Annotated in this window: 24 protein-coding genes and 1 other RNA gene; 8 read left to right on the top strand and 17 right to left on the bottom strand. The window is 49.8% G+C overall.

Annotated features, from left to right (window positions below):
• Window positions 1-63 precede the first annotated feature (63 nt).
• From rplS to ffh, 5 genes are all read right to left on the bottom strand, one after another.
• Window positions 64-411: a 50S ribosomal protein L19 gene (rplS, locus tag E0L21_RS22385; protein WP_039057049.1), complete on the bottom strand. Its 348-nt coding sequence runs from the start codon at window positions 409-411 to the stop codon at window positions 64-66.
• Between the two features lie 44 nt (window positions 412-455).
• Entirely contained in the window at window positions 456-1,223 is a 768-nt protein-coding gene (trmD, locus tag E0L21_RS22390; RefSeq protein WP_131413399.1) for a tRNA (guanosine(37)-N1)-methyltransferase TrmD, read from the bottom strand.
• A 30-nt stretch (window positions 1,224-1,253) separates the two neighbouring features.
• Window positions 1,254-1,802 carry a ribosome maturation factor RimM gene (gene rimM, locus E0L21_RS22395; protein WP_131413401.1) on the bottom strand — a complete coding sequence of 183 codons (549 nt, stop codon included), beginning with the start codon at window positions 1,800-1,802 and terminating at the stop codon, window positions 1,254-1,256.
• An 18-nt stretch (window positions 1,803-1,820) separates the two neighbouring features.
• Entirely contained in the window at window positions 1,821-2,069 is a 249-nt protein-coding gene (rpsP, locus tag E0L21_RS22400; RefSeq protein WP_131413403.1) for a 30S ribosomal protein S16, read from the bottom strand.
• A 250-nt stretch (window positions 2,070-2,319) separates the two neighbouring features.
• Complete coding sequence (ffh, locus tag E0L21_RS22405; RefSeq protein ID WP_131413405.1) at window positions 2,320-3,681, bottom strand: signal recognition particle protein; 1,362 nt, start codon at window positions 3,679-3,681, stop codon at window positions 2,320-2,322.
• 166 nt (window positions 3,682-3,847) lie between these two features.
• On the opposite strand from ffh, the gene E0L21_RS22410 reads away from it, so the two are divergent.
• Both E0L21_RS22410 and E0L21_RS22415 read left to right on the top strand, forming a co-directional pair.
• On the top strand, window positions 3,848-4,636 hold the full coding sequence (locus tag E0L21_RS22410; protein ID WP_131413408.1) for a cytochrome C assembly family protein: 789 nt from the start codon (window positions 3,848-3,850) through the stop codon (window positions 4,634-4,636).
• A 17-nt stretch (window positions 4,637-4,653) separates the two neighbouring features.
• Complete coding sequence (locus E0L21_RS22415; RefSeq protein WP_131413410.1) at window positions 4,654-5,940, top strand: HlyC/CorC family transporter; 1,287 nt, start codon at window positions 4,654-4,656, stop codon at window positions 5,938-5,940.
• A gap of 46 nt (window positions 5,941-5,986) precedes the next feature.
• Here the strand turns inward: E0L21_RS22415 and grpE are convergent, their stop codons facing one another.
• Entirely contained in the window at window positions 5,987-6,583 is a 597-nt protein-coding gene (grpE, locus tag E0L21_RS22420) for a nucleotide exchange factor GrpE (protein WP_165501942.1), read from the bottom strand.
• 123 nt (window positions 6,584-6,706) lie between these two features.
• Between grpE and nadK the strand changes: the two genes are divergently transcribed.
• The 3 genes from nadK (at window position 6,707) to bamE (ending at window position 9,823) form a co-directional block, all read left to right on the top strand.
• Complete coding sequence (gene nadK, locus E0L21_RS22425) at window positions 6,707-7,585, top strand: NAD(+) kinase (RefSeq protein ID WP_131413414.1); 879 nt, start codon at window positions 6,707-6,709, stop codon at window positions 7,583-7,585.
• Window positions 7,586-7,672: 87 nt separating this feature from the next.
• The gene (recN, locus tag E0L21_RS22430; RefSeq protein ID WP_131413416.1) at window positions 7,673-9,334 is read left to right on the top strand and encodes a DNA repair protein RecN; all 1,662 of its coding nucleotides are present in this window, start codon (window positions 7,673-7,675) and stop codon (window positions 9,332-9,334) included.
• 147 nt (window positions 9,335-9,481) lie between these two features.
• Window positions 9,482-9,823, top strand: a complete 342-nt coding sequence (bamE, locus tag E0L21_RS22435) for an outer membrane protein assembly factor BamE (protein ID WP_131413418.1) — start codon at window positions 9,482-9,484, stop codon at window positions 9,821-9,823.
• A 126-nt stretch (window positions 9,824-9,949) separates the two neighbouring features.
• On the opposite strand, the gene E0L21_RS22440 is transcribed toward bamE, so the two are convergent.
• The gene (locus E0L21_RS22440; protein ID WP_131413420.1) at window positions 9,950-10,243 is read right to left on the bottom strand and encodes an RnfH family protein; all 294 of its coding nucleotides are present in this window, start codon (window positions 10,241-10,243) and stop codon (window positions 9,950-9,952) included.
• Window positions 10,233-10,670 carry a type II toxin-antitoxin system RatA family toxin gene (locus E0L21_RS22445; protein WP_025263873.1) on the bottom strand — a complete coding sequence of 146 codons (438 nt, stop codon included), beginning with the start codon at window positions 10,668-10,670 and terminating at the stop codon, window positions 10,233-10,235. Before E0L21_RS22445 ends, E0L21_RS22440 begins: the two co-directional genes overlap by 11 nt.
• 158 nt (window positions 10,671-10,828) lie before the next feature.
• Between E0L21_RS22445 and smpB the strand changes: the two genes are divergently transcribed.
• Window positions 10,829-11,311, top strand: a complete 483-nt coding sequence (smpB, locus tag E0L21_RS22450; protein WP_017459912.1) for an SsrA-binding protein SmpB — start codon at window positions 10,829-10,831, stop codon at window positions 11,309-11,311.
• A gap of 451 nt (window positions 11,312-11,762) precedes the next feature.
• Window positions 11,763-12,126, top strand: a transfer-messenger RNA (tmRNA) gene (ssrA, locus tag E0L21_RS22455).
• A gap of 806 nt (window positions 12,127-12,932) precedes the next feature.
• Here ssrA and E0L21_RS22460 read toward each other — a convergent pair.
• From E0L21_RS22460 to E0L21_RS22470, 3 genes are read right to left on the bottom strand one after another with little or no spacing between them, the layout of a single operon-like run.
• Complete coding sequence (locus E0L21_RS22460; RefSeq protein WP_131413423.1) at window positions 12,933-13,373, bottom strand: hypothetical protein; 441 nt, start codon at window positions 13,371-13,373, stop codon at window positions 12,933-12,935.
• On the bottom strand, window positions 13,373-13,831 hold the full coding sequence (locus E0L21_RS22465) for a type II toxin-antitoxin system HicB family antitoxin (RefSeq protein ID WP_131413425.1): 459 nt from the start codon (window positions 13,829-13,831) through the stop codon (window positions 13,373-13,375). The genes E0L21_RS22460 and E0L21_RS22465 overlap by 1 nt, the downstream gene beginning before the upstream one ends.
• Complete coding sequence (locus tag E0L21_RS22470; RefSeq protein WP_131413427.1) at window positions 13,824-14,072, bottom strand: type II toxin-antitoxin system HicA family toxin; 249 nt, start codon at window positions 14,070-14,072, stop codon at window positions 13,824-13,826. The genes E0L21_RS22465 and E0L21_RS22470 overlap by 8 nt, the downstream gene beginning before the upstream one ends.
• Window positions 14,073-14,560: 488 nt before the next feature.
• Between E0L21_RS22470 and E0L21_RS22475 the strand changes: the two genes are divergently transcribed.
• Window positions 14,561-15,241, top strand: coding sequence for an SOS response-associated peptidase (locus E0L21_RS22475; protein WP_131413429.1), 681 nt, complete (start codon window positions 14,561-14,563; stop codon window positions 15,239-15,241).
• Here E0L21_RS22475 and E0L21_RS22480 read toward each other — a convergent pair.
• From E0L21_RS22480 to E0L21_RS22505, 6 genes are all read right to left on the bottom strand, one after another.
• Window positions 15,225-15,866 carry a hypothetical protein gene (locus tag E0L21_RS22480; RefSeq protein WP_131413431.1) on the bottom strand — a complete coding sequence of 214 codons (642 nt, stop codon included), beginning with the start codon at window positions 15,864-15,866 and terminating at the stop codon, window positions 15,225-15,227. The genes E0L21_RS22475 and E0L21_RS22480 overlap by 17 nt on opposite strands.
• A gap of 35 nt (window positions 15,867-15,901) precedes the next feature.
• Window positions 15,902-17,167 carry a Y-family DNA polymerase gene (locus E0L21_RS22485; protein WP_131413433.1) on the bottom strand — a complete coding sequence of 422 codons (1,266 nt, stop codon included), beginning with the start codon at window positions 17,165-17,167 and terminating at the stop codon, window positions 15,902-15,904.
• A 2-nt stretch (window positions 17,168-17,169) separates the two neighbouring features.
• The gene (locus E0L21_RS22490) at window positions 17,170-17,592 is read right to left on the bottom strand and encodes a translesion error-prone DNA polymerase V autoproteolytic subunit (protein WP_044489689.1); all 423 of its coding nucleotides are present in this window, start codon (window positions 17,590-17,592) and stop codon (window positions 17,170-17,172) included.
• 135 nt (window positions 17,593-17,727) lie between these two features.
• Window positions 17,728-18,156: a tail fiber assembly protein gene (locus E0L21_RS22495; protein ID WP_020454423.1), complete on the bottom strand. Its 429-nt coding sequence runs from the start codon at window positions 18,154-18,156 to the stop codon at window positions 17,728-17,730.
• A gap of 10 nt (window positions 18,157-18,166) precedes the next feature.
• Window positions 18,167-19,279 (bottom strand): hypothetical protein, encoded by a 1,113-nt coding sequence (locus tag E0L21_RS25280; protein ID WP_235855278.1) that lies wholly within the window; start codon window positions 19,277-19,279, stop codon window positions 18,167-18,169.
• A gap of 38 nt (window positions 19,280-19,317) precedes the next feature.
• Window positions 19,318-19,944 carry a hypothetical protein gene (locus E0L21_RS22505; protein WP_131413435.1) on the bottom strand — a complete coding sequence of 209 codons (627 nt, stop codon included), beginning with the start codon at window positions 19,942-19,944 and terminating at the stop codon, window positions 19,318-19,320.
• Window positions 19,945-20,157: the final 213 nt, after the last annotated feature.

Here is a 20,157-nt window from a genome sequence, read left to right on the forward strand (position 1 = left end):
GGGGTTGGCATTACGCCAACCCCTTGTTTCACAACACGCTTTGGATGTAGCGCGTGCGTTTTATTAGTTAAGACGCTCTTTGATACGAGCAGACTTACCAGTACGCTCACGCAGGTAGTACAGTTTAGCTTTACGAACGGCACCACGACGTTTGACAGAGATGCTGTCAACTACCGGAGAGTGAGTCTGGAAGACACGCTCAACGCCTTCGCCGTTGGAAATTTTACGAACAGTGAATGCAGAGTGCAGACCGCGGTTACGAATAGCGATAACCACGCCCTCGAATGCCTGCAGACGTTTTTTGGAACCTTCAACAACCCATACTTTCACTTCCACGGTATCACCCGGACGGAAGGAAGGTACGTCCTGCTTCATCTGCTCTTGTTCAATTTGCTTAATAATGTTGCTCATAATTTAATCTCTTATCCTGGGTAAACTGATATTCGGGTGGTTTCTTAAACCGACCCATCATGTTTCTGTTGCTGTTGTGCATGTTCACGTTGGAACTCCGCCAGCAACCTTGCTTGCTCTTCAGTCAGAGCCAGGTTTTCCAGAAGTTCAGGTCTTCTAAGCCAGGTGCGGCCCAGCGACTGCTTCAAACGCCAGCGACGTATCTCAGCATGGTTCCCCGACAGTAACACCGCCGGTACTTCCATCCCTTCTAACACTTCAGGTCGAGTATAGTGTGGGCAGTCCAGCAACCCATCGGCAAAAGAATCTTCCGTTGCCGAAGCTTCGTGTCCCAGTACCCCCGGAATAAACCGGGAAACCGAGTCAATCAGCGTCATCGCTGGTAACTCACCACCGCTGAGAACGTAATCGCCAATAGACCATTCTTCGTCAATTTCGGTTTGGATTACGCGCTCATCTATCCCTTCGTAGCGACCACACACCAGAATCAGTTTCTGATTCGTTGCCAGTTCGCTGACGCCCGCTTGATCAAGCTTGCGCCCCTGAGGCGACAGATAAATCACTTTGGCGCCTTCGCCCGCCGCGGCTTTTGCTGCATGAATGGCGTCCCGTAACGGGTTCACCATCATTAACATCCCCGGTCCGCCGCCGTAAGGACGATCGTCCACGGTACGGTGCCGGTCGTGAGCGAAATCACGCGGACTCCAGCTCTGGATGCTCAGCAGGCCATTTTTTACTGCCCGGCCAGTTACCCCGTAGTCGGTAATCGCGCGGAACATTTCAGGAAACAGGCTAATTATGCCAATCCACATAGCGCCGTCTTTTACCGTATATCCGGAGGTTCAAAAACCAGGATCCCAATCTACTTCAATGGTTTGAGTAGTGAGATCGACTTTCTTGATAACCTGCCCATCGAGGAACGGAACCAACCGCTCCTTGATACCAAATGCATCTTTCAGGTTTGCCTTGATGACGAGAACGTCATTCGACCCGGTTTCCATCATATCGACGACTTTACCGAGGCTGTAACCTTCAGTAGTCACCACCTGGCAGCCCATCAGGTCTTTCCAGTAGTAGTCACCCTCTTCCAGTTCCGGCAACTGCGCGGAATCGACGACAATTTCACAATTGGTCAGAAGATTCGCGGCATCTCTGTCATCAACACCTTTCAGTTTGATGACGATGTCCTGACTGTGGTAGCGCCAGCTTTCCAGCTCAATGCTCTGCCACTGACCCGCCTTCTGGATAAACCAGGGCTGATAGTCAAAAATGCTTTCGGCGTCTTCGGTGGAGGAAAACACTCTGAGCCAACCACGAATTCCGTAAGAAGACCCCAGCTTACCGACAACAATTGGCTCGACAGGGACCGGTGCGGCTTGTTGCTTGCTCATCATGACCACCGTGACAGATTAAGCTGCTTTCTGTGCTTCTTTGATCAGCGCGGAAACGCGATCGGAAACGGTAGCGCCCTGGCCAACCCAGTGCTGAATGCGATCCAGATCCAGGCGGGTGCCTTCTTCTTTATCGGAAGCAATCGGGTTGAAGAAGCCAACGCGCTCAATGAAGCGACCGTTACGTGCATTGCGGCTGTCAGTAACAACAACCTGGTAGAACGGACGCTTTTTAGCGCCGTGACGTGCTAAACGAATAGTTACCATAACATCCTCTTGTGTGAATAAAACACCAGGCCCCATCGAGGAACGGAGCCCGGTGTCATATTAAAAGCCCGAAAATTTTACTCATTTTTTGCTAAAAAGCAATCGACAGTTACGAAACTGTGAGGAGTGAGGCCGTTGGCGTTGCAGCCAGTTTGGCGTCGGCGTGCGCGCAGAAAGCGGAGCGTACACGTAGTACGTGAGCATTTCGAGCACACCCCGGCGTCAAAATGGCCAATAAGCCAGGCCGATATTATCTACCCGGGAAACCAGGGGGCATCATCCCTTTCATGCCGCGCATCATCTTCGCCATTCCGCCCTTTTTCATCTTCTTCATCATGCGTTGCATGTCGTCGAATTGTTTGAGCAGACGGTTCACATCCTGCACCTGCATACCGCAGCCGGCGGCGATACGGCGTTTGCGTGAACCTTTGATGATGTCAGGGTTGGCGCGTTCTTTCAGCGTCATGGAGTTAATGATCGCCTCCATACGCACCAGCACCTTGTCGTCCATTTGCGCTTTAACGTTATCCGGGATTTGCCCCATGCCCGGCAGCTTGCCCATCAGGCTCGCCATGCCGCCCATGTTTTTCATCTGCCGCAATTGCTCAAGGAAGTCGGTCAGATCGAAGCCGTCGCCCTTCTTCAGCTTATTCGCCAGCTTCTCAGCCTGCGCGCGGTCAACTTTGCTTTCGATATCTTCGATAAGCGACAACACATCGCCCATGCCGAGAATACGCGAAGCGATACGATCCGGGTGGAACGGCTCCAGCGCTTCGGTTTTCTCACCAACGCCGAGGAATTTAATCGGCTTGCCAGTGATATGGCGAATAGAGAGCGCCGCACCGCCGCGAGCATCACCGTCCACTTTCGTCAGCACTACGCCGGTCAGCGGCAGCGCTTCATTAAAGGCTTTGGCGGTATTTGCAGCATCCTGACCGGTCATGGCGTCGACGACAAACAGCGTTTCCACCGGCTTAATCGCCGCGTGAACCTGTTTGATCTCATCCATCATCGCTTCGTCGACGTGCAGACGACCGGCGGTATCCACCAGCAGTACGTCGTAGAATTTCAGCTTCGCTTCTTTCAGCGCGGCGTTAACGATATCCACCGGCTTTTGCGCGGCGTCAGAGGGGAAGAAATCGACTTCAACCTGCTGTGCCAGCGTCTCCAGCTGTTTGATCGCCGCCGGACGGTAAACGTCGGCAGAAACGACCATCACTTTCTTCTTGTGCTTTTCGCGCAAGAATTTACCAAGCTTACCGACGCTGGTGGTTTTACCCGCACCTTGCAGACCCGCCATCAACACCACCGCCGGCGGCTGCGCAGCGAGGTTCAGGCTCTGATTCTCTTCGCCCATCGCAACAACCAGTTCGTTGCGCACGATTTTGACGAACTCCTGACCGGGCGTCAGGCTCTTGTTTACTTCATGACCAACCGCTTTCTCTTTTACGCGGTTGATAAAATCACGCACCACTGGCAGCGCAACGTCCGCTTCCAGCAGCGCCATACGCACTTCGCGCAGGGTGTCTTTGATGTTGTCTTCAGTGAGGCGTCCACGGCCGCTGATATTGCGCAGGGTGCGCGACAAACGATCGGTTAAATTATCAAACATTGTCTCTCGCCTGAGGTGATACGATGGCCGCCAGCGCGACGCATAACAGAAATTTCTCGCAGTATAACATGAAGACATTACTCCTGTATGTGATGCAACTGTTGGAGCCAACGTCGCCTAACGTTATACTGCTTTCCTTTCTTCTTCAGTCAACTGCCGACATCCTATGCCCGTTTTTGCCCTGATCGCTCTTGTCGCCTACTCAATCAGCATTGCGCTGATCGTTCCCAGCCTGTTACAAAAAAACAGCGGCTGGCGCAGAATGGCTATCCTTTCGGCGGTAATCGCACTTATTTGCCACGGTTTCGGCTTAAAAGAACGCCTATTCCCGGATGACGGCGGGCAAAACCTGAGCCTGCTGAATGTCGGTTCGCTGGTTAGCCTGATGATCTGTACAGTGATGACCATTGTGGCATCGAAGAATCGCGGCTGGCTGCTGTTGCCGATTGTCTATACTTTCGCGTTAATCAACCTCGCTTTCGCCGTTTTTGTGCCCAATGAGTACATCACCCATCTGGAAGCCACGCCTGGCATGCTGGTGCATATTGGCCTGTCGCTCTTCGCCTATGCCACACTGATCATTGCGGCCATGTACGCGCTGCAACTGGCCTGGATTGATTACCAATTGAAGAATAAACGGCTGGCGTTCAGCAACGAAATGCCGCCGCTAATGGTGATTGAGCGCAAAATGTTCCACATTACTCAGGTTGGCGTAGTGCTGCTGACGCTGACGCTCTGCACCGGCCTGTTCTTTATGCAGAACCTGTTCAGCATGGAAAATATCGACAAAGCGGTGCTCTCCATTATCGCCTGGTTTGTCTATATCGTCCTGCTGTGGGGCCATTACCATGAGGGCTGGCGCGGCCGCAGGGTCGTCTGGTTCAACGTTGCAGGCGCGGGGATTTTAACGCTGGCCTACTTTGGCAGCCGCATCCTGCAGCAGTTCGTGAGCTAAACAGAAAGGAGTTCCCCCTGGAACACATCTCCACCACGACGCTGATTATTACGCTAATCATCATGGTCGTGGTTTCGGCCTATTTTTCCGGTTCCGAAACCGGAATGATGACACTCAACCGCTACCGCTTGCGCCACTTAGCCAAGCAGGGCAACCGCGCGGCAAAACGCGTAGAAAAGCTGTTGCGTAAACCCGACCGCCTGATAAGCCTGGTGCTTATCGGCAACAACCTCGTCAATATTCTGGCATCGGCAATTGGTACAATTGTTGGCATGCGTCTGTACGGAAATGCTGGCGTCGCTATCGCCACCGGCGTACTGACCTTTGTGGTGCTGGTGTTCGCAGAAGTGTTGCCGAAAACCATCGCTGCGCTCTACCCGGAGAAAGTGGCGTTTCCCAGTAGTTTCCTGCTGGTACCGCTGCAAGTGATTATGCTGCCGCTGGTGTGGTTGCTCAATGGCGTAACCCGCGTGCTGATGCGGCTGGTCGGAATTAAAGCCGATGTAGTTGTCAGCGGCGCACTCAGTAAAGATGAGTTACGTACCATCGTGAATGAATCACGCTCGCAAATCTCCCGCCGCAACCAGGACATGTTGCTGTCCATTCTCGATCTGGAAAAGGTCAGCGTTAACGACATCATGGTGCCGCGCAACGAAATCGTCGGCATTGATATCAATGACGACTGGAAAGCCATTGTTCGTCAGCTCACGCACTCGCCGCATGGCCGTATTGTGCTCTACCGCGATTCGCTGGATGACGCCATCAGCATGCTGCGCGTGCGCGAAGCCTACCGGCTGATGACGGAAAAAAACGAGTTCACCAAAGAGGTGATGCTGCGCGCCGCCGATGAAATCTACTATGTCCCGGAAGGTACGCCGCTGAGTGTGCAACTGGTGAAATTCCAGCGTAATAAAAAGAAAGTCGGCCTGGTGGTCAATGAATATGGCGATATTCAGGGACTGGTGACAGTCGAAGATATTCTGGAAGAGATTGTCGGTGATTTCACCACGTCCATGTCGCCTGCGCTGGCAGATGAAGCCACGCCGCAAAATGACGGCTCGGTGATCATCGATGGCAGCGCCAACGTGCGCGAACTGAATAAAGCCTTTAACTGGCGCTTACCGGAAGACGAAGCCCGCACCATTAACGGCATGCTGCTGGAGGCGCTGGAAGAGATCCCGGCGGTAGGTACGCGCGTACGTATTGAACAGTACGATATCGATATTCTCGATGTGCAGGACAATATGATTAAGCAGGTGCAGGTGATTCCAATCAAAGCGCTGCGGGAAAGCGTCGCAGAATAAGCGAAAAAAAACCCTCTCCGGGCGGAGAGGGTTTTATCTGGAAAGGTTACGCCTTCGCTTTAGCAACGGTCACCATCGCAGCGCGAATGGTGCGGCCGTTTAAGGTGTAACCTTTTTGCATCACGCCCAGCACTTTACCGGCGGCAATCTCTTCAGATTCCACCATGGCAATCGCCTGATGCACGTTTGGATCCAGCGGAACGTCGGTATCAGCAATCACTTCCACGCCGAATTTTTTCACCACATCCAGCATGTTTTTCAGCGTCAGCTCAATGCCTTCAACCATCGGTGCCATCTCGGCGTTGTCTTTGTCCGCCACTTCCAGCGCACGATCCAGGCTATCGATTACCGGCAACAGTTCATTAATGAACTTCTCCAGCGCGAACTTATGCGCTTTCTCGATATCCTGTTCGGTACGGCGACGCAGGTTTTCCATTTCCGCTTTAATGCGTAAAACAGTTTCGCGCTCGCGGCTTTCCGCTTCAGCTAACTGCGCTTCAAGGTTCGCAATTTTCTCATCGCGCGGATCCACCTGCCCAGCAGAATCGTCAGACTCAACAACTGCCTCAACTTCGTCGTGCTGTTCCATGATAATTTCTTCCGGGGCTTGCCCGTCAGGCGTTTTCTGTTCTTTACTACTCATGAATTTCTCCGCGTTTTTTTGCATTCATTTCGCCAACCTGCATTATTATGGGGATCCGTTTCCGGGATTCAAGGGAGCGTGACAGATTGTCATCATTTCATTCGCCACAAGGACCACCAGAAAATGACCCATCATTTCAAGTGTATTGGTATTGTCGGGCATCCACGGCACCCTACCGCACTGACCACACATGAAATGTTATATCGCTGGTTAAGCGCCAAAGGTTATGACGTCATTGTCGAACAACAGATTGCCCAGGAACTGCAGCTCAATAATGTGAGAACTGGCACACTGGCTGAAATCGGCCAGCAAGCGGATCTCGCGGTGGTTGTCGGCGGCGATGGCAATATGCTGGGCGCGGCGCGCACCCTGGCGCGCTATGACATCAAGGTTATTGGCATTAACCGTGGCAACCTCGGCTTTCTCACCGATCTCGATCCTGACAACGCGCAGCAACAGTTGGCTGATGTGCTGGAGGGGCATTATATCGCTGAAAAACGTTTTCTGCTGGAAGTCCAGGTCTGCCAGCAAGAGTGCCAGAAGCGCATTAGCACCGCGATCAACGAAGTGGTGCTGCACCCGGGCAAAGTTGCCCATATGATAGAATTTGAAGTCTATATTGACGAAGTTTTCGCCTTTTCCCAGCGTTCGGACGGGCTGATTATCTCCACGCCTACCGGTTCCACCGCCTATTCGCTCTCCGCCGGCGGGCCAATTCTAACGCCATCGCTGGACGCCATCACGCTGGTGCCGATGTTCCCGCATACTTTGTCAGCGCGCCCGCTGGTGATTAATAGCAGCAGTACCATTCGCCTGCGTTTTTCCCATCGCCGCAGCGATCTTGAGGTGAGCTGCGATAGCCAAATCGCGCTACCGATTCAGGAAGGTGAAGATGTGCTAATCCGCCGCTGCGATTACCATCTCAATCTTATCCACCCAAAAGATTACAGCTACTTCAATACGTTAAGTTCAAAACTAGGCTGGTCGAAAAAATTGTTCTGAAAATCATTGCACAACACTTTACTGTATATAAAACCAGTTTATACTGTATGAAAACACAGTTATGGTTTTTCATACAGGAAAGCAATCATGTTGGCACAACTGACCATCAGTAATTTCGCTATCGTCCGTGAGCTTGAGATTGATTTTCACAGCGGGATGACGGCTATTACCGGCGAAACCGGGGCGGGTAAATCCATTGCCATTGACGCACTCGGGCTCTGCCTGGGTGGTCGTGCGGATGCCGACATGGTGCGTGCCGGTGCGCCGCGCGCCGACCTGTGCGCCCGCTTTGCACTGAAAGATACCCCTGCCGCCCAGCGCTGGCTGGAAGAGAACCAGCTCGAAGATGGTCGTGAGTGTTTACTTCGCCGCGTGATCAGCAGTGACGGGCGCTCTCGCGGTTTTATCAACGGCACAGCGGTGCCGCTTTCCCAGTTGCGCGAGCTGGGTCAGTTGCTCATTCAGATCCACGGTCAGCACGCGCATCAGCTTCTTATTAAGCCAGAGCAGCAGAAGAACCTGCTCGACGGCTACGCCGGTGAGTATGCACTCACTCTGCAAATGACCGAACGCTATCGCGCCTGGCATCAAAGCTGCCGTGAACTGGCTCAGCATCAACAACAAAGCCAGGAGCGCGCGGCCCGAGCAGAGCTTTTGCACTATCAATTGAAAGAGCTGAATGAATTTAACCCGCAGCCAGGCGAGTTCGAGCAGATTGACGAAGAGTACAAACGCCTCGCCAACAGCGGACAACTGCTTTCTACCAGCCAGCATGCACTGAATGTGCTGGCAGACGGTGAAGATACCAATCTGCAAAGCCAGCTCTATACCGCACGTCAGCTGCTTGGCGAACTGGCTGGCATGGATGAGCGTCTCTCTGGCGTGCTGGATATGCTCGAAGAAGCAGCCATTCAGATTAGCGAGGCCAGCGATGAGCTTCGCCACTACTGCGACCGCTTAGAACTCGATCCGAACCGCTTGTACGAGCTGGAACAGCGCATCTCACGGCAGATCTCATTGGCGCGCAAACATCACATCAGCCCGGAAGAGTTGCCTCAGTTTCACCAGTCGCTGCTTGATGAACAACAGTTGCTTGACGATCAGGCCGACTCTCAGGAAACTCTGGCGCTGGCTGTCACACAACACCACCAGCTCGCGCTGGCTACCGCGCAGCAGTTGCATGACCAGCGCGTGAAATATGCGCAAGAACTTGGCGAATTAATTACCGAAAGCATGCATGCTCTCTCTATGCCGCATGGCGTGTTTTGCATTGATGTTGCGTTTGATGCGCACTCGCTGACAGCAGAAGGTGCCGATCGCATTGAATTCCGTGTGACCACCAACCCCGGTCAGCCGCTGCAATCCATTGCCAAAGTCGCCTCCGGTGGTGAGTTGTCGCGTATTGCGCTGGCTATCCAGGTGATCACCGCGCGGAAAATAGAAACCCCGGCGCTGATTTTCGATGAAGTCGACGTCGGCATTAGCGGCCCGACGGCCGTTGTTGTAGGCAAGTTACTGCGCCAGTTGGGTGAATCCACGCAGGTAATGTGCGTAACGCACCTGCCACAAGTTGCCGGTTGTGGCCATCATCACTTCTTTGTCAGTAAAGAAACGGATGGCGCAATGACCGAAACACATATGCAGCCGCTGGATAAACGCGCCCGTTTGCAGGAGCTGGCACGCCTGCTTGGCGGTAGTGAAGTGACCCGCAATGCGCTGGCTAACGCCAAAGAGCTGCTGGCCGCGTAAACTTTTTTGTAATATGACGGTCTGAGTTCTCGACAAAATCGACAACAGACCCACCGGCAAAGGTTTTAAACTGGCGAAAGGTCTATTATCATCGGCATATTACATATGAGCCACGTATTGTTCGGGCCGAAAAGGAATCAAATCACTATGCGCTGTAAAATGCTGACTGCTGCCGCAGCGGTTCTTCTGATGTTGACCGCAGGTTGCTCTACCGTAGAACGCGTGGTTTACCGTCCTGATATCAATCAGGGGAACTACCTGACGCCAAACGATGTTTCTAAAATCCGCGTGGGTATGACGCAACAGCAGGTTGCTTATGCACTGGGTACGCCGATGATGAGCGACCCGTTTGGCAGTAACACCTGGTTCTACGTGTTCCGCCAGCAACCAGGCCATGAAGATGTTTCGCAGCAAACCCTGACACTGACGTTCAGCAGCAACGGCGTATTGACCAATATGGATAACAAACCTGCGCTGACCAAAGACTAAGGTTGCAGAAATGCAAAAAGGTGCTCAATGAGCACTTTTTTGTTTGAGCCTTTTATGTCGGCTGTTTTCCCGTCGTTTTTTGCTTCTTCCCTGCTTGTACAGCGAACAAAACCCGGCTCTATCGCGTTACACTTTCTTTGCCGACTTCTCAGCGCGCTGGCGGCGCAACTCTTTCGGATCAGCAATCAGCGGGCGGTAAATTTCTACGCGATCGCCATCATGCACAGGATCCTGTAATTTCACCGGGCGGCTGTAAATACCAACCTTATTCACGTTCAGATCAATATCATCACGCAGCTCGAGCAAACCGGAAGCACGTATCGCCTGCTCAACGGTTGCGCCCTCTTCGATCGTCACCCGTTGAAGATACTGTTTCTCCGGCAGTGCGTAAGCCACTTCAACAGCGATGTTACCCGGCACGATAAACCTCTTTCGCCCGATGCGTAAACGCCTGCACCATGTTTGCCGCCAGTTCTTTAAAGATACGGCCAAACGCCAGCTCAATCAGCTTATTGGTAAATTCAAAATCCAGCTGGAACTCAATCCGGCAGGCCTCGGCGCTCAGTGGGGTAAACTTCCAGCCGCCGATCAAAGATTTGAATGGACCATCAACAAGGTGCATCAAAATGCTTTGATTCGTGTCCAGCGTATTACGCGTGGTAAAGGTTTTGCTGATCCCGGCCTTGGAAACATCCACCGCCGCCGTCATTTGCGTCGGCCCGGATTCCAGCACTCGGCTGCCAGTACAGCCAGGCAAAAACTGCGGGTAAGATTTCACATCATTCACTAACTTGTACATTTGTTCCGCGCTGTAAGGCACTAGCGCAGTACGGCTAATCTGAGGCATATCGTTTTCCGCGTTCACACAATCGTCAAATAATACCATTTCCCCAGGATGAAAGGAAAACGCTATGCCCGAACTCATGCTAAGATATCCGGCTAAACCTCACGGGACGCAATGAGGTCAGTTTCAGATATCAGATTACCGGATGGCTTCACGACACTATGACGAAGAAAAAAGCATACAAACCAGGTTCAGCCACCATTGCGCTGAATAAGCGCGCCCGCCATGAATACTTTATCGAAGAGGAATTTGAGGCCGGGCTGGCACTGCAGGGCTGGGAAGTAAAATCCTTACGCGCCGGTAAAGCAAACATTGGCGACAGCTACGTTATTCTGAAAGACGGCGAAGCCTTTCTGTTTGGCGCAAACTTTACGCCGCTGACCGTAGCCTCCAGCCACTACGTTTGCGATCCGACTCGCACACGCAAACTGCTGCTTAACCAGCGCGAACTCGATTCACTCTACGGCCGCATCAACCGCGAAGGTTATACCGTGGTGGCGCTGTCGCTGTACTGGAAAAACGCTTGGTGCAAAGTAAAAATCGGCGTGGCGAAAGGTAAGAAACAGCACGACAAACGCACCGATCTGAAAGAGCGTGAATGGCAACTGGATAAAGCACGCATTATGAAAAACGCCGGGCGTTAACCTCGCCCGACTCGCCCTCTCACGCCGGGAGAGGGCATTCAACGCTTCTCAACACTCCCTAAGCGCTTCATTCAATTTGTTCAATACCTTATAAGATAATCCAGCATCGATTTTGACCAGTCATGATCACCACGTCTGTAATCTCCCAGTTGAACAGAAAATGTTTCCCATTGCGGTAGATAATCTCGGCGCTTTTTTGCGCACGTAACCTATTGGCATTCTGCGATAAGCTATGGCTGATCAAGCCAATTTATGTTCGCTCTGATAAATTGACTGTTTCTTATGAAGCCTTCGTTTTGCACGCGGTAATAACAAAAATGGCATGATGGTATACAGCAGGTGCCCTGCCAGGTAAACACATACCAACTACTTCGCCCCCCTCGTTAAAAGTCATTGTGATATGGACTGGAATGGCACGTCATAAATCTGTTATACTCACCGTCACACTTTTGGGGCTGATTCTGGATTCGACGGGATTCGCGAAACCCAAGGTGCATGCCGAGGGGCGGTTGGCCTCGTAAAAAGCCGCAAAAAAATAGTCGCAAACGACGAAAACTACGCTTTAGCAGCTTAATAACCTGCTTAGAGCCCTCTCTCCCTAGCCTCCGCTCTTAGGACGGGGATCAAGAGAGGTCAAACCCAAAAGAGATCGCGTGGATGCCCTGCCTGGGGTTGAAGCGTTAAAACTAATCAGGCTAGTTTGTTAGTGGCGTGTCCGTCCGCAGCCGGCAAGCGAAATCAAAGACTGGACTAAGCATGTAGTACCGAGGATGTAGGAATTTCGGACGCGGGTTCAACTCCCGCCAGCTCCACCAAATATACATGGACAGTGGCAGGACAGAGTCTTAAAAAACAGTAAGTTAGCCACTTATCCCGGACGGTGACCGGACACCAAATGGACAAAAAAGGATACGTAAAGGAGCCGCGGCTCATAGATGAATGAAGTCCGCGAAATCGACTGCACCAAAGAAGTTGAAAATCAACTTTGTCAGGTGCAGTTTTTTTATGGGAACCGATAATTTTTTCCTCAGTGAGATTAACGGTCATTAACTGCTACCTTCACCTTTCCTTCATCATGAATATGGTCGCCGTTCTTCGGCGATATGCTTTTATCACAATAGGTATTTTGGTTACCGCAGGGATCGGCTCTCATTGAGAAGGCAAGGTAACAGTGGATTGATCAGCCTGAAATTAGAAGGGCCTGAATCCGGTATAATACCGAACCCAAGCCCTGAAAAGCCGCTTAACTTAAACTTCCTAATTTATAGTGTCAGTCAAGAAGCATTTTTTACAGCGAAATTAAGCTGCTTTTTTCTCTGAACAACTGCAAAGTGGAATCGGAAATGGCTTCCCTTTCTTTGCGTGACGCACTACGCCATCAACCACGACGGTATAGCGAAAAATAATCTCGCAAGTACTTCCACATTTGCGACAGGTTCCAGTAGCCATAGGTCTACATTCCCTGCATACCTGTAAACCCATACAGGTTGCGAATTGCCAGGAGAACCGCTAGACTTCGTTTGTCAAACATACGTGTAGCGGATGGGTTACCTCCATACACACCGGAAAGTTTCTCAGACTTTCCGCCCCCCAAGGCCCTGTTCTCAGCAGGGCTTTGTTTTTAATTTTCTACTGACTCCAAAGGCACTGACCATGGGAGTTTAATGGTACGCATCGGGGTTCGTTCCAATATTGTCTCAAACGCCAGCTTTAATGTAATAGATGTAAAATTCTCGAAGAACCATAGATTTGATGTGTAAAATTCTTCACTAATGGGCTCATCGCCTTCTATATCATAGAAGACATCTATCTTAACATTGGCTTCAAATGCCAACCCATTTTCGTCTGGCTCATCAGGATTATCTAGAGCTTCATCGGTATAGCCTTTAATCGAAGCCTCTAAAACCATTTGTGCCCAGCTTTTTTTATCTTCCTCATCATAGCCAGAAGCAAACTGACCATCGCTAACGAGCAGTTTAAAGCGCCCGCCCTCACTGTCTTTGTGTTCAACAAACTGTGACGAAGAAATTTCAAAACCTTTATATTTGATTTTTTCCAGCATTAGTGTCGAGTCCCTTTTTCAACATTCCCTCTCCACTTCGGTTCGCGTTCTGAGGGTGTGAAATACTCATGCGAAAAAACCTCAGTTCTCTCACGTTTTTCAAAGTGGAAATGAAATTCTTTCTTATCTACCACCTTTTCTTCAATCGCTGTTTTTACATAGTCGTTGAGGCTCTTGCCATGAGCACAAGCTGCCAAATAGGCCTTTTTATGGAGTTCTGAGCCTATACGAACGTTGAATGTACCACTCATTGGTTTTTCTGGTTCTTTCTTTAAGGCCATGCATGTTTCCAGATAATCATCAACAGCTTCCTCAAAAGCTAGTTGTAAACCATCAAGGGTTTCGGCTTCGTAAGTTATAAGATCATTTACGCATTGAATTTTTCCATGAAGAACCTTGTCTTCCAAAGAAAACTCAACACTTCCAAAATAACCTTTATATTTCAACATATTACTCATGATTATCTAGCTCATCTAAAAGAGTCTTAACTTCCTTGAGTACGTACCCTTTCACAACATTTCCCGGATGAGGGCAATGAAATGACACTAACCTACCGTGATCATTGACAAATTTTCTCTTTGAACCAGAGCCGTTTAAAATATTAAAACCATACTGACCAAGAAGTGTAACAAGCTCTTCCCAGGTAAAATCCTTTGGCAGCGCTCCAAGCCGCTCCCTTAGTTTTTTGCTTTTACTCATTCAAGTATATCCATTGAGAGCATGTTTGCAACTAAAATCCAGTTGCATGAAATTGTACATAAAACTCTCGCAAAAATCATTACTTTTAATAGTGATATACACGAGAGGTCTTAACACAATTGACACAAAGCAGATTTTCATAATTCAGATGGATAAACAGTTTGACGTCACGGCTTCTGCATTGGGAATCCCTAAAATAGCTAAGCTTGAGGTCCTAAGGGGCTCTGAATCAGAGATATTGTAACGACCAAAAATCTCAAAAGAAACCAACCCATTGTTGTTGTTTTTTATGCCTGCGATCAGGCAAGAAAAAACCCTGTCTGTTCGGTACGTTTTTGAGAGGTACTTACCAGAATCGCTGACCGTTCCTTTACTTAAATTTCCGTGTACTGTTAAATCAAATTCCCTTATAAAACGTAGTACTTAAGGGTGCGCACCAGTTTTTCTTCCTGCCCTATACTTTCAGCATTACAGTGCTGGAGGTGTCTATGTGTGGACGTTTTGCACAAGCTCAAACCCGTGAAGAATATCTGGCTTACCTGGCCGATGAAGCCGAACGTGATATTCCATATGATCCAGAACCCATTGGACGCTATAACGTGGCTCCGGGAACCAAAGTTCTGATACTCAGCGAGCGCGATAATATTTTACACCTCGATCCAGTAATCTGGTCATATTCACCAGGATGGTGGGATAAACCGCCAGTGATTAATGCGCGGGTAGAAACTGCGGCTACCAGCAGAATGTTCAAACCTATGTGGCAACATGGGCGCGCAATTTGTTTCGCTGACGGTTGGTTTGAATGGAAAAAGGAGGGAGACAAAAAACAACCCTATTTCATCCACCGCGCCGACGGCCAGCCAATTTTCATGGCTGTGATCGGAAGCACACCGTTCGAGCGAGGTGATGAGGCGGAAGGATTTTTGATTGTTACAGCAGCTGCCGATAAAGGCCTGGTGGATATCCATGACAGGCGACCGCTAGTGCTTTCTCCTGAAGCGGCGCGTGAATGGATGCGACAGGATGTCGGAGGAAAGGAAGCGGAGGATATAGCTGCCGGCGGTGTTGTGCCCGCCGACAAGTTTATATGGCACGCTGTAGCTCGCGCCGTTGGGAACGTGAAGAATCAAGGAGTGGAATTGATATTTCCGATTAATGGAGATTTATAAAGTAGGTAACCACTATTAAAAAAGCAATATACGATAACGACTGCAACAATAAGGCTATACTCTGGAATACAACACCATGTACTGCAGACTTATTACCTGATTTTGATACTGTAAAAACACTCATTCTTTTTCTTATTTTATTTCTAAGCCACTGAAATGGAAAGAGATTGATATATTGATCTATAAAGGACTCAAGACTTACTTCTATTTCGCTAACGTACCCAATCTTTCGCCCCATCTCATCTCTTTTTTTACACTGCTCCTCATACTCCTTTGACTTACTTTGTATCAACTCCGTCATTCTAACGGTTACCGTTGCGGCAGAGAAAACTACTAAAGCATAATATTTAGACAGAAAACCAGCAAGTGATGAAAGTGCTAAAAAAAATACGGAAATTTTAAAGCCAAAGGGGGTGATAAAAGGTAAGATTTTATCAATATTTGCTATCATTAATGTAGCAGTTGCCCCTACACCTACTAGGAGCCACATGCTAAATTTATCAAGTATAGTCGTAGTTTCAATTGTTGCTAAACTCGCACTGTCTATTAAGGAATTGCGAAAGTTTTCTTGAATAATCTCATCATATTCCTTAACAGCTTCGTATGCCTTTTGTTCTTCGCTCATAAAATTTCCGTATTTATATTAATTTGACCTATATATCATCGTACAATAACTAAATCAGAATAGCGTGTAGTATACCGGGGCGACAGCATATCGCGCTTCATCTGCCACTGCTGCTGTATGCCCTGCCCTGCAAAATATAGCGTACCGCGCCCATCTTTTGCATTCAGCTGATCCAGTACAGCCATGAGCTTATCGCTGTCCGCGCGCGGTGCGTTATCGTCAAATAAGTTGAGCTGCGCGACGCCCTGGCTGAAAAAGTCGCCGAGCATCACACCCGCTTTCTGGTATCGGTGGCCATCTTTCCAGATTGCATCCAGACACCGGGTGGCGGCATTGATAATGTCCCTGCTGTCCTGTGTTGGCGTGAGTAGCTTTACCGATGCGCTGTTGCCGTAATACGGCTCGTTTAATGCAAACGGGCTGGTCTTAACAAAAGCGGAGATAAACCGGCAATACTGATGCTCACCGCGTAGTTTTTCTGCCGCCCGGCTTGCGTAGCTGCATATCGCCTGGCGCATTTCATCGTAGTCGGTGATTCGTCCACCGAAAGAACGCGAGCAGACAATCTCCTGCTTTGCTGGCGCAAACTCCTCAAGATCGAGACATGGTTCGCCGCGTAGCTCCCGCACAGTTCGCTCGAGCACGACATTAAAATGCTTGCGGATAATCCAAGTGCTTTGTTCTGAGAGTTCAAGCGCGGTTTTAATGCCCAAGGCGTTCAGTTTTTTGCTGATACGATGACCAACGCCCCAGACATCCTCCACCGGTACCAATGCCAGAAGCCGCCGCTGGCGGTCGATGTTGGACAAATCAACCACGCCGCCGGTCTGGCGCTGCCACTTTTTCGCGGCGTGGTTGGCCAGCTTCGCCAGGGTTTTGGTTTGCGCTATGCCGACGCCGACAGTCAGGTGAGTGCGCTTCAGCACGGTCGCCCGGATCTCGCGCCCAAAGTCAGTTAAATCACGACAATTGCGGACTCCGCTCAGGTCGCAAAAGGCTTCATCGATTGAGTATATTTCCACGCGAGGACTCATCTCTTCCAGGGTTGTCATGACCCTGTTTGACATGTCCGCGTACAACTCGTAATTGCTGCTGAATGCGACGATACCGTGGCGCCGGAACGCCTCTTTCTGTTTGAAATAAGGCTCACCCATCACCACGAAAGGTTTCGCTTCGGCACTGCGGGCGATCACGCAGCCGTCATTGTTCGACAAAACGACGACTGGTCGCCCCTTCAAATCAGGTCGAAAAACGGTTTCGCACGACGCGTAAAAGCTGTTCACATCGCACAGCGCAAACATGTTCAGCTCGCCGGTTTAACAATGAAAGTTACGACACCGAAGATATCCAGGGTGTCTTCGCTTGTTACCCGGATCGGACTGTATGCCGAATTCATTGGGTTGAGCTGTATGGTTGGTCGAAGTTGCAGACGTTTCACGGTGAATTCGCCATCGACCGCCGCGATCACAATATCGCCGTGCTGTGCAGTGCGCGAACTGTCAACCACCAGCAGATCTCCGTCGCTGATTCCGCCATCAATCATGGAATCCCCCGCGGCTTTGACGAAGTACGTCGCGCTGGGGCGCTGCACAAGGAGTTCGTTAAGGTCGATTCGCTGCTCAACATAATCAGCGGCCGGGCTCGGGAACCCACACTGGACGAGATCGCTGAAGAGCGGAAGCGCGACAACTGCGCGCGGAAAATCTGCTGGTTTGATGAACTGCATAGTGTAGCCCTGTTTAATACTGTTTTTATATACAGTAGAATGGTTCAGGTGCATGATCAAGCCCCCGCTTCGTTAGCGGGAACTGTTATAGCGGGATTATCTATTCTGGAGAAGAAGTTAGGATGAAGAAAATTTTTATAATGGCTTCACGGGCCATGTGATATCTGGTGCAGTTGTTGTATCAATCCTGTTCAAGAATACCCGATATTTTTTCCATAATAAAAGGCTGGATTGCTCTTCGTCAGTCGCAATACCAATATCCACGGCATCCTGTAATGGGGCAATTCTGGTTGTCGCTTCTGAGATTGCAGAGTTTTTTTGCCAGTCAGCCGCGGCAATAATATCGTCGCGGGAAGGTCCACCAGTTTCTACCCATTTACCTCCAGTCGCCTCACCTGTTTCTGGATCTACTTTAGCGCCCTGATATTGCGCTTTGTAATAACCATCCCCCAATCGGTCAAGCGTCCACACTTCCGGAAGAGTATTACCGGAAATACCAACAATAAAATCAATGGTATAATAAAGGTTTTTATCCAGAGCATTTATAATCGTAAATTTATCCATTACTAAATCCTTAAGCCATAGGCACTTTGAAATACGCGTAAAAACCCTGGTCTAAATTAGTACTGTTGATACTTAACGTCCCATCAGTTTTGACAACCATGTAAGAGCCGTATGAAGGGGACGTATTGTAATCAGAGCCAGGACCAACAGCGCGGACAAAATATTGTATGGATGGGCGGCTTCCTGTAGGCAGGGTGAAGAAAACTCCAGCATTTGCTGTTGGTCCTTTAAGCGACACCTGCACCTCAAGATATCCTTTATTTACACGGTAGACCGCGCGCGCTGTAGGATCATAAGTCGTATGGAGTGTGAATCCGGACGAGAGCGTCATTGGTAGCCACGGAGTATCCGCAAGCGCAGCCGTGATAGCATTGTCCGTCTGTGATTTTGAATAGACTGACAGGTTATTTTGAGCAGTTGCTATATCCGTCAAATCGCTAAGATTGTTGGATTTCTTCAGCTGGTTATCCGGATTCGCTGACTGTGCGGCATCCCGAGCAGCTTCTGCTGCGACTTTTGCTGCAATAGCATCAGTTTTAGCCTGCTGTGCCGTTGTGTTTGCTGCAGCCGCATTTGTGGCCGCCAGGCTTGCAGTAGCGGCATCGCCTGAAACCTGAGTCGCCTTAGCGTCAACATCAAGCCGATCTGTGGCAACCTGCTGAGCATTTGCCGATACCTGATCTGCAATCTGCTGCAATCCAGCTTGATCGATATCAGCCAGGAGATCACTGATTTTCTTCCAGCTCGGGCCGGTGAAGCTGGAGCCATCAGGAAGGATTACTGTGATATCGCCGCTGTCACTGAATACGGCCTGCCAGTTCTGCTTGTCACTGTTTAAGCCGCGCAGCGCCTCTGTGGTTTGTGCCACCAGCGCAGCAGTAATCTGGTTCTGTGCTGCGCGCGGAACGGCTGACCATGCAATGCCAGATTGTGTTGGTCCCGGATAGTTGCTGATGAGCGTCAGAGATGTAGCGCTTTCGAGAGATTTTACGGGCAGTGTGTAAGCGATGCCGCCGACAGTGGCGACAATAAAATCTCCGGCGGCCAGCTCTGTAGCAAATGCTGTTCCACTACCACCCACCAAAGCAGAATTATTGGTTAGGGTTAAAGTTCCTGCTGACATATTTACTCCATAAAATGAAAAAACCGCCGAAGCGGTTATCATGGATACTTTGAGACATCGATACAAAGGAACACCTCTTTGTATCGATAAACTGGCCTTTGCCCTACGATTTCTTCGCCACCTATTCTGGTTCCATATATTGTGTTCCCGTATGCTCCAGCAGCTATTGCGCCAATAATGTATTGCCCTGCACTTGGATTAAGCACGGCAAGCCATGTTGAGCAAATTCCTGGGTTTACAGCAACAGGGACACCAGCGGAAACGGTAAAAGATCCAGTCTGAGTTACGCCGTATGGGTTGTTAACTTTTAAAACCTGTAACGGGAGCATGTCGGTATTCCACGTCATCTCACCTGAGGAATTATAAACGGCAACCCCGTACCCACTCTGGTTTTTTACCGTATTTGAAAACAGATAAATAAGTCCAGAGTAATTAGATCCTGTTATTGTTATTTTCCATGTGCTACCAGAGTTATTCGGGATGAACGTTCCAGCACCATTAGGGCCGTTATGCCTGACGAAAAACATTAGTGATTTACTTGACGAAATACCGGTATCAACCGTTCCATTTGCAAAATAGATTTTCCCCATATAATTTAGAGGGGTGACATCCGGGCTAATCCACAGGCTTCCGTCATCACGAAATATTTGCAATCCATAGGCCATTGTTTACTACCATTATTCGTAGACAATCATAATAGGAACTGATGCTGAAACCGATGACCATGTGACTGTGTTTCCAGACACAGACGCGTTGGCGTTCGGCGTCCCGTATCGCGCTCCATCGCCTATGTACTGCAATGGGTAAACGCGTAATGTTTTACCCTGTACGGATGGATAGGATCGAGATCCTGTTGCGGGAGAGGTTATGTAATCAAT

It is taken from the genome of Kosakonia quasisacchari, from assembly GCF_004331415.1.
Lineage (GTDB): Bacteria > Pseudomonadota > Gammaproteobacteria > Enterobacterales > Enterobacteriaceae > Kosakonia > Kosakonia quasisacchari.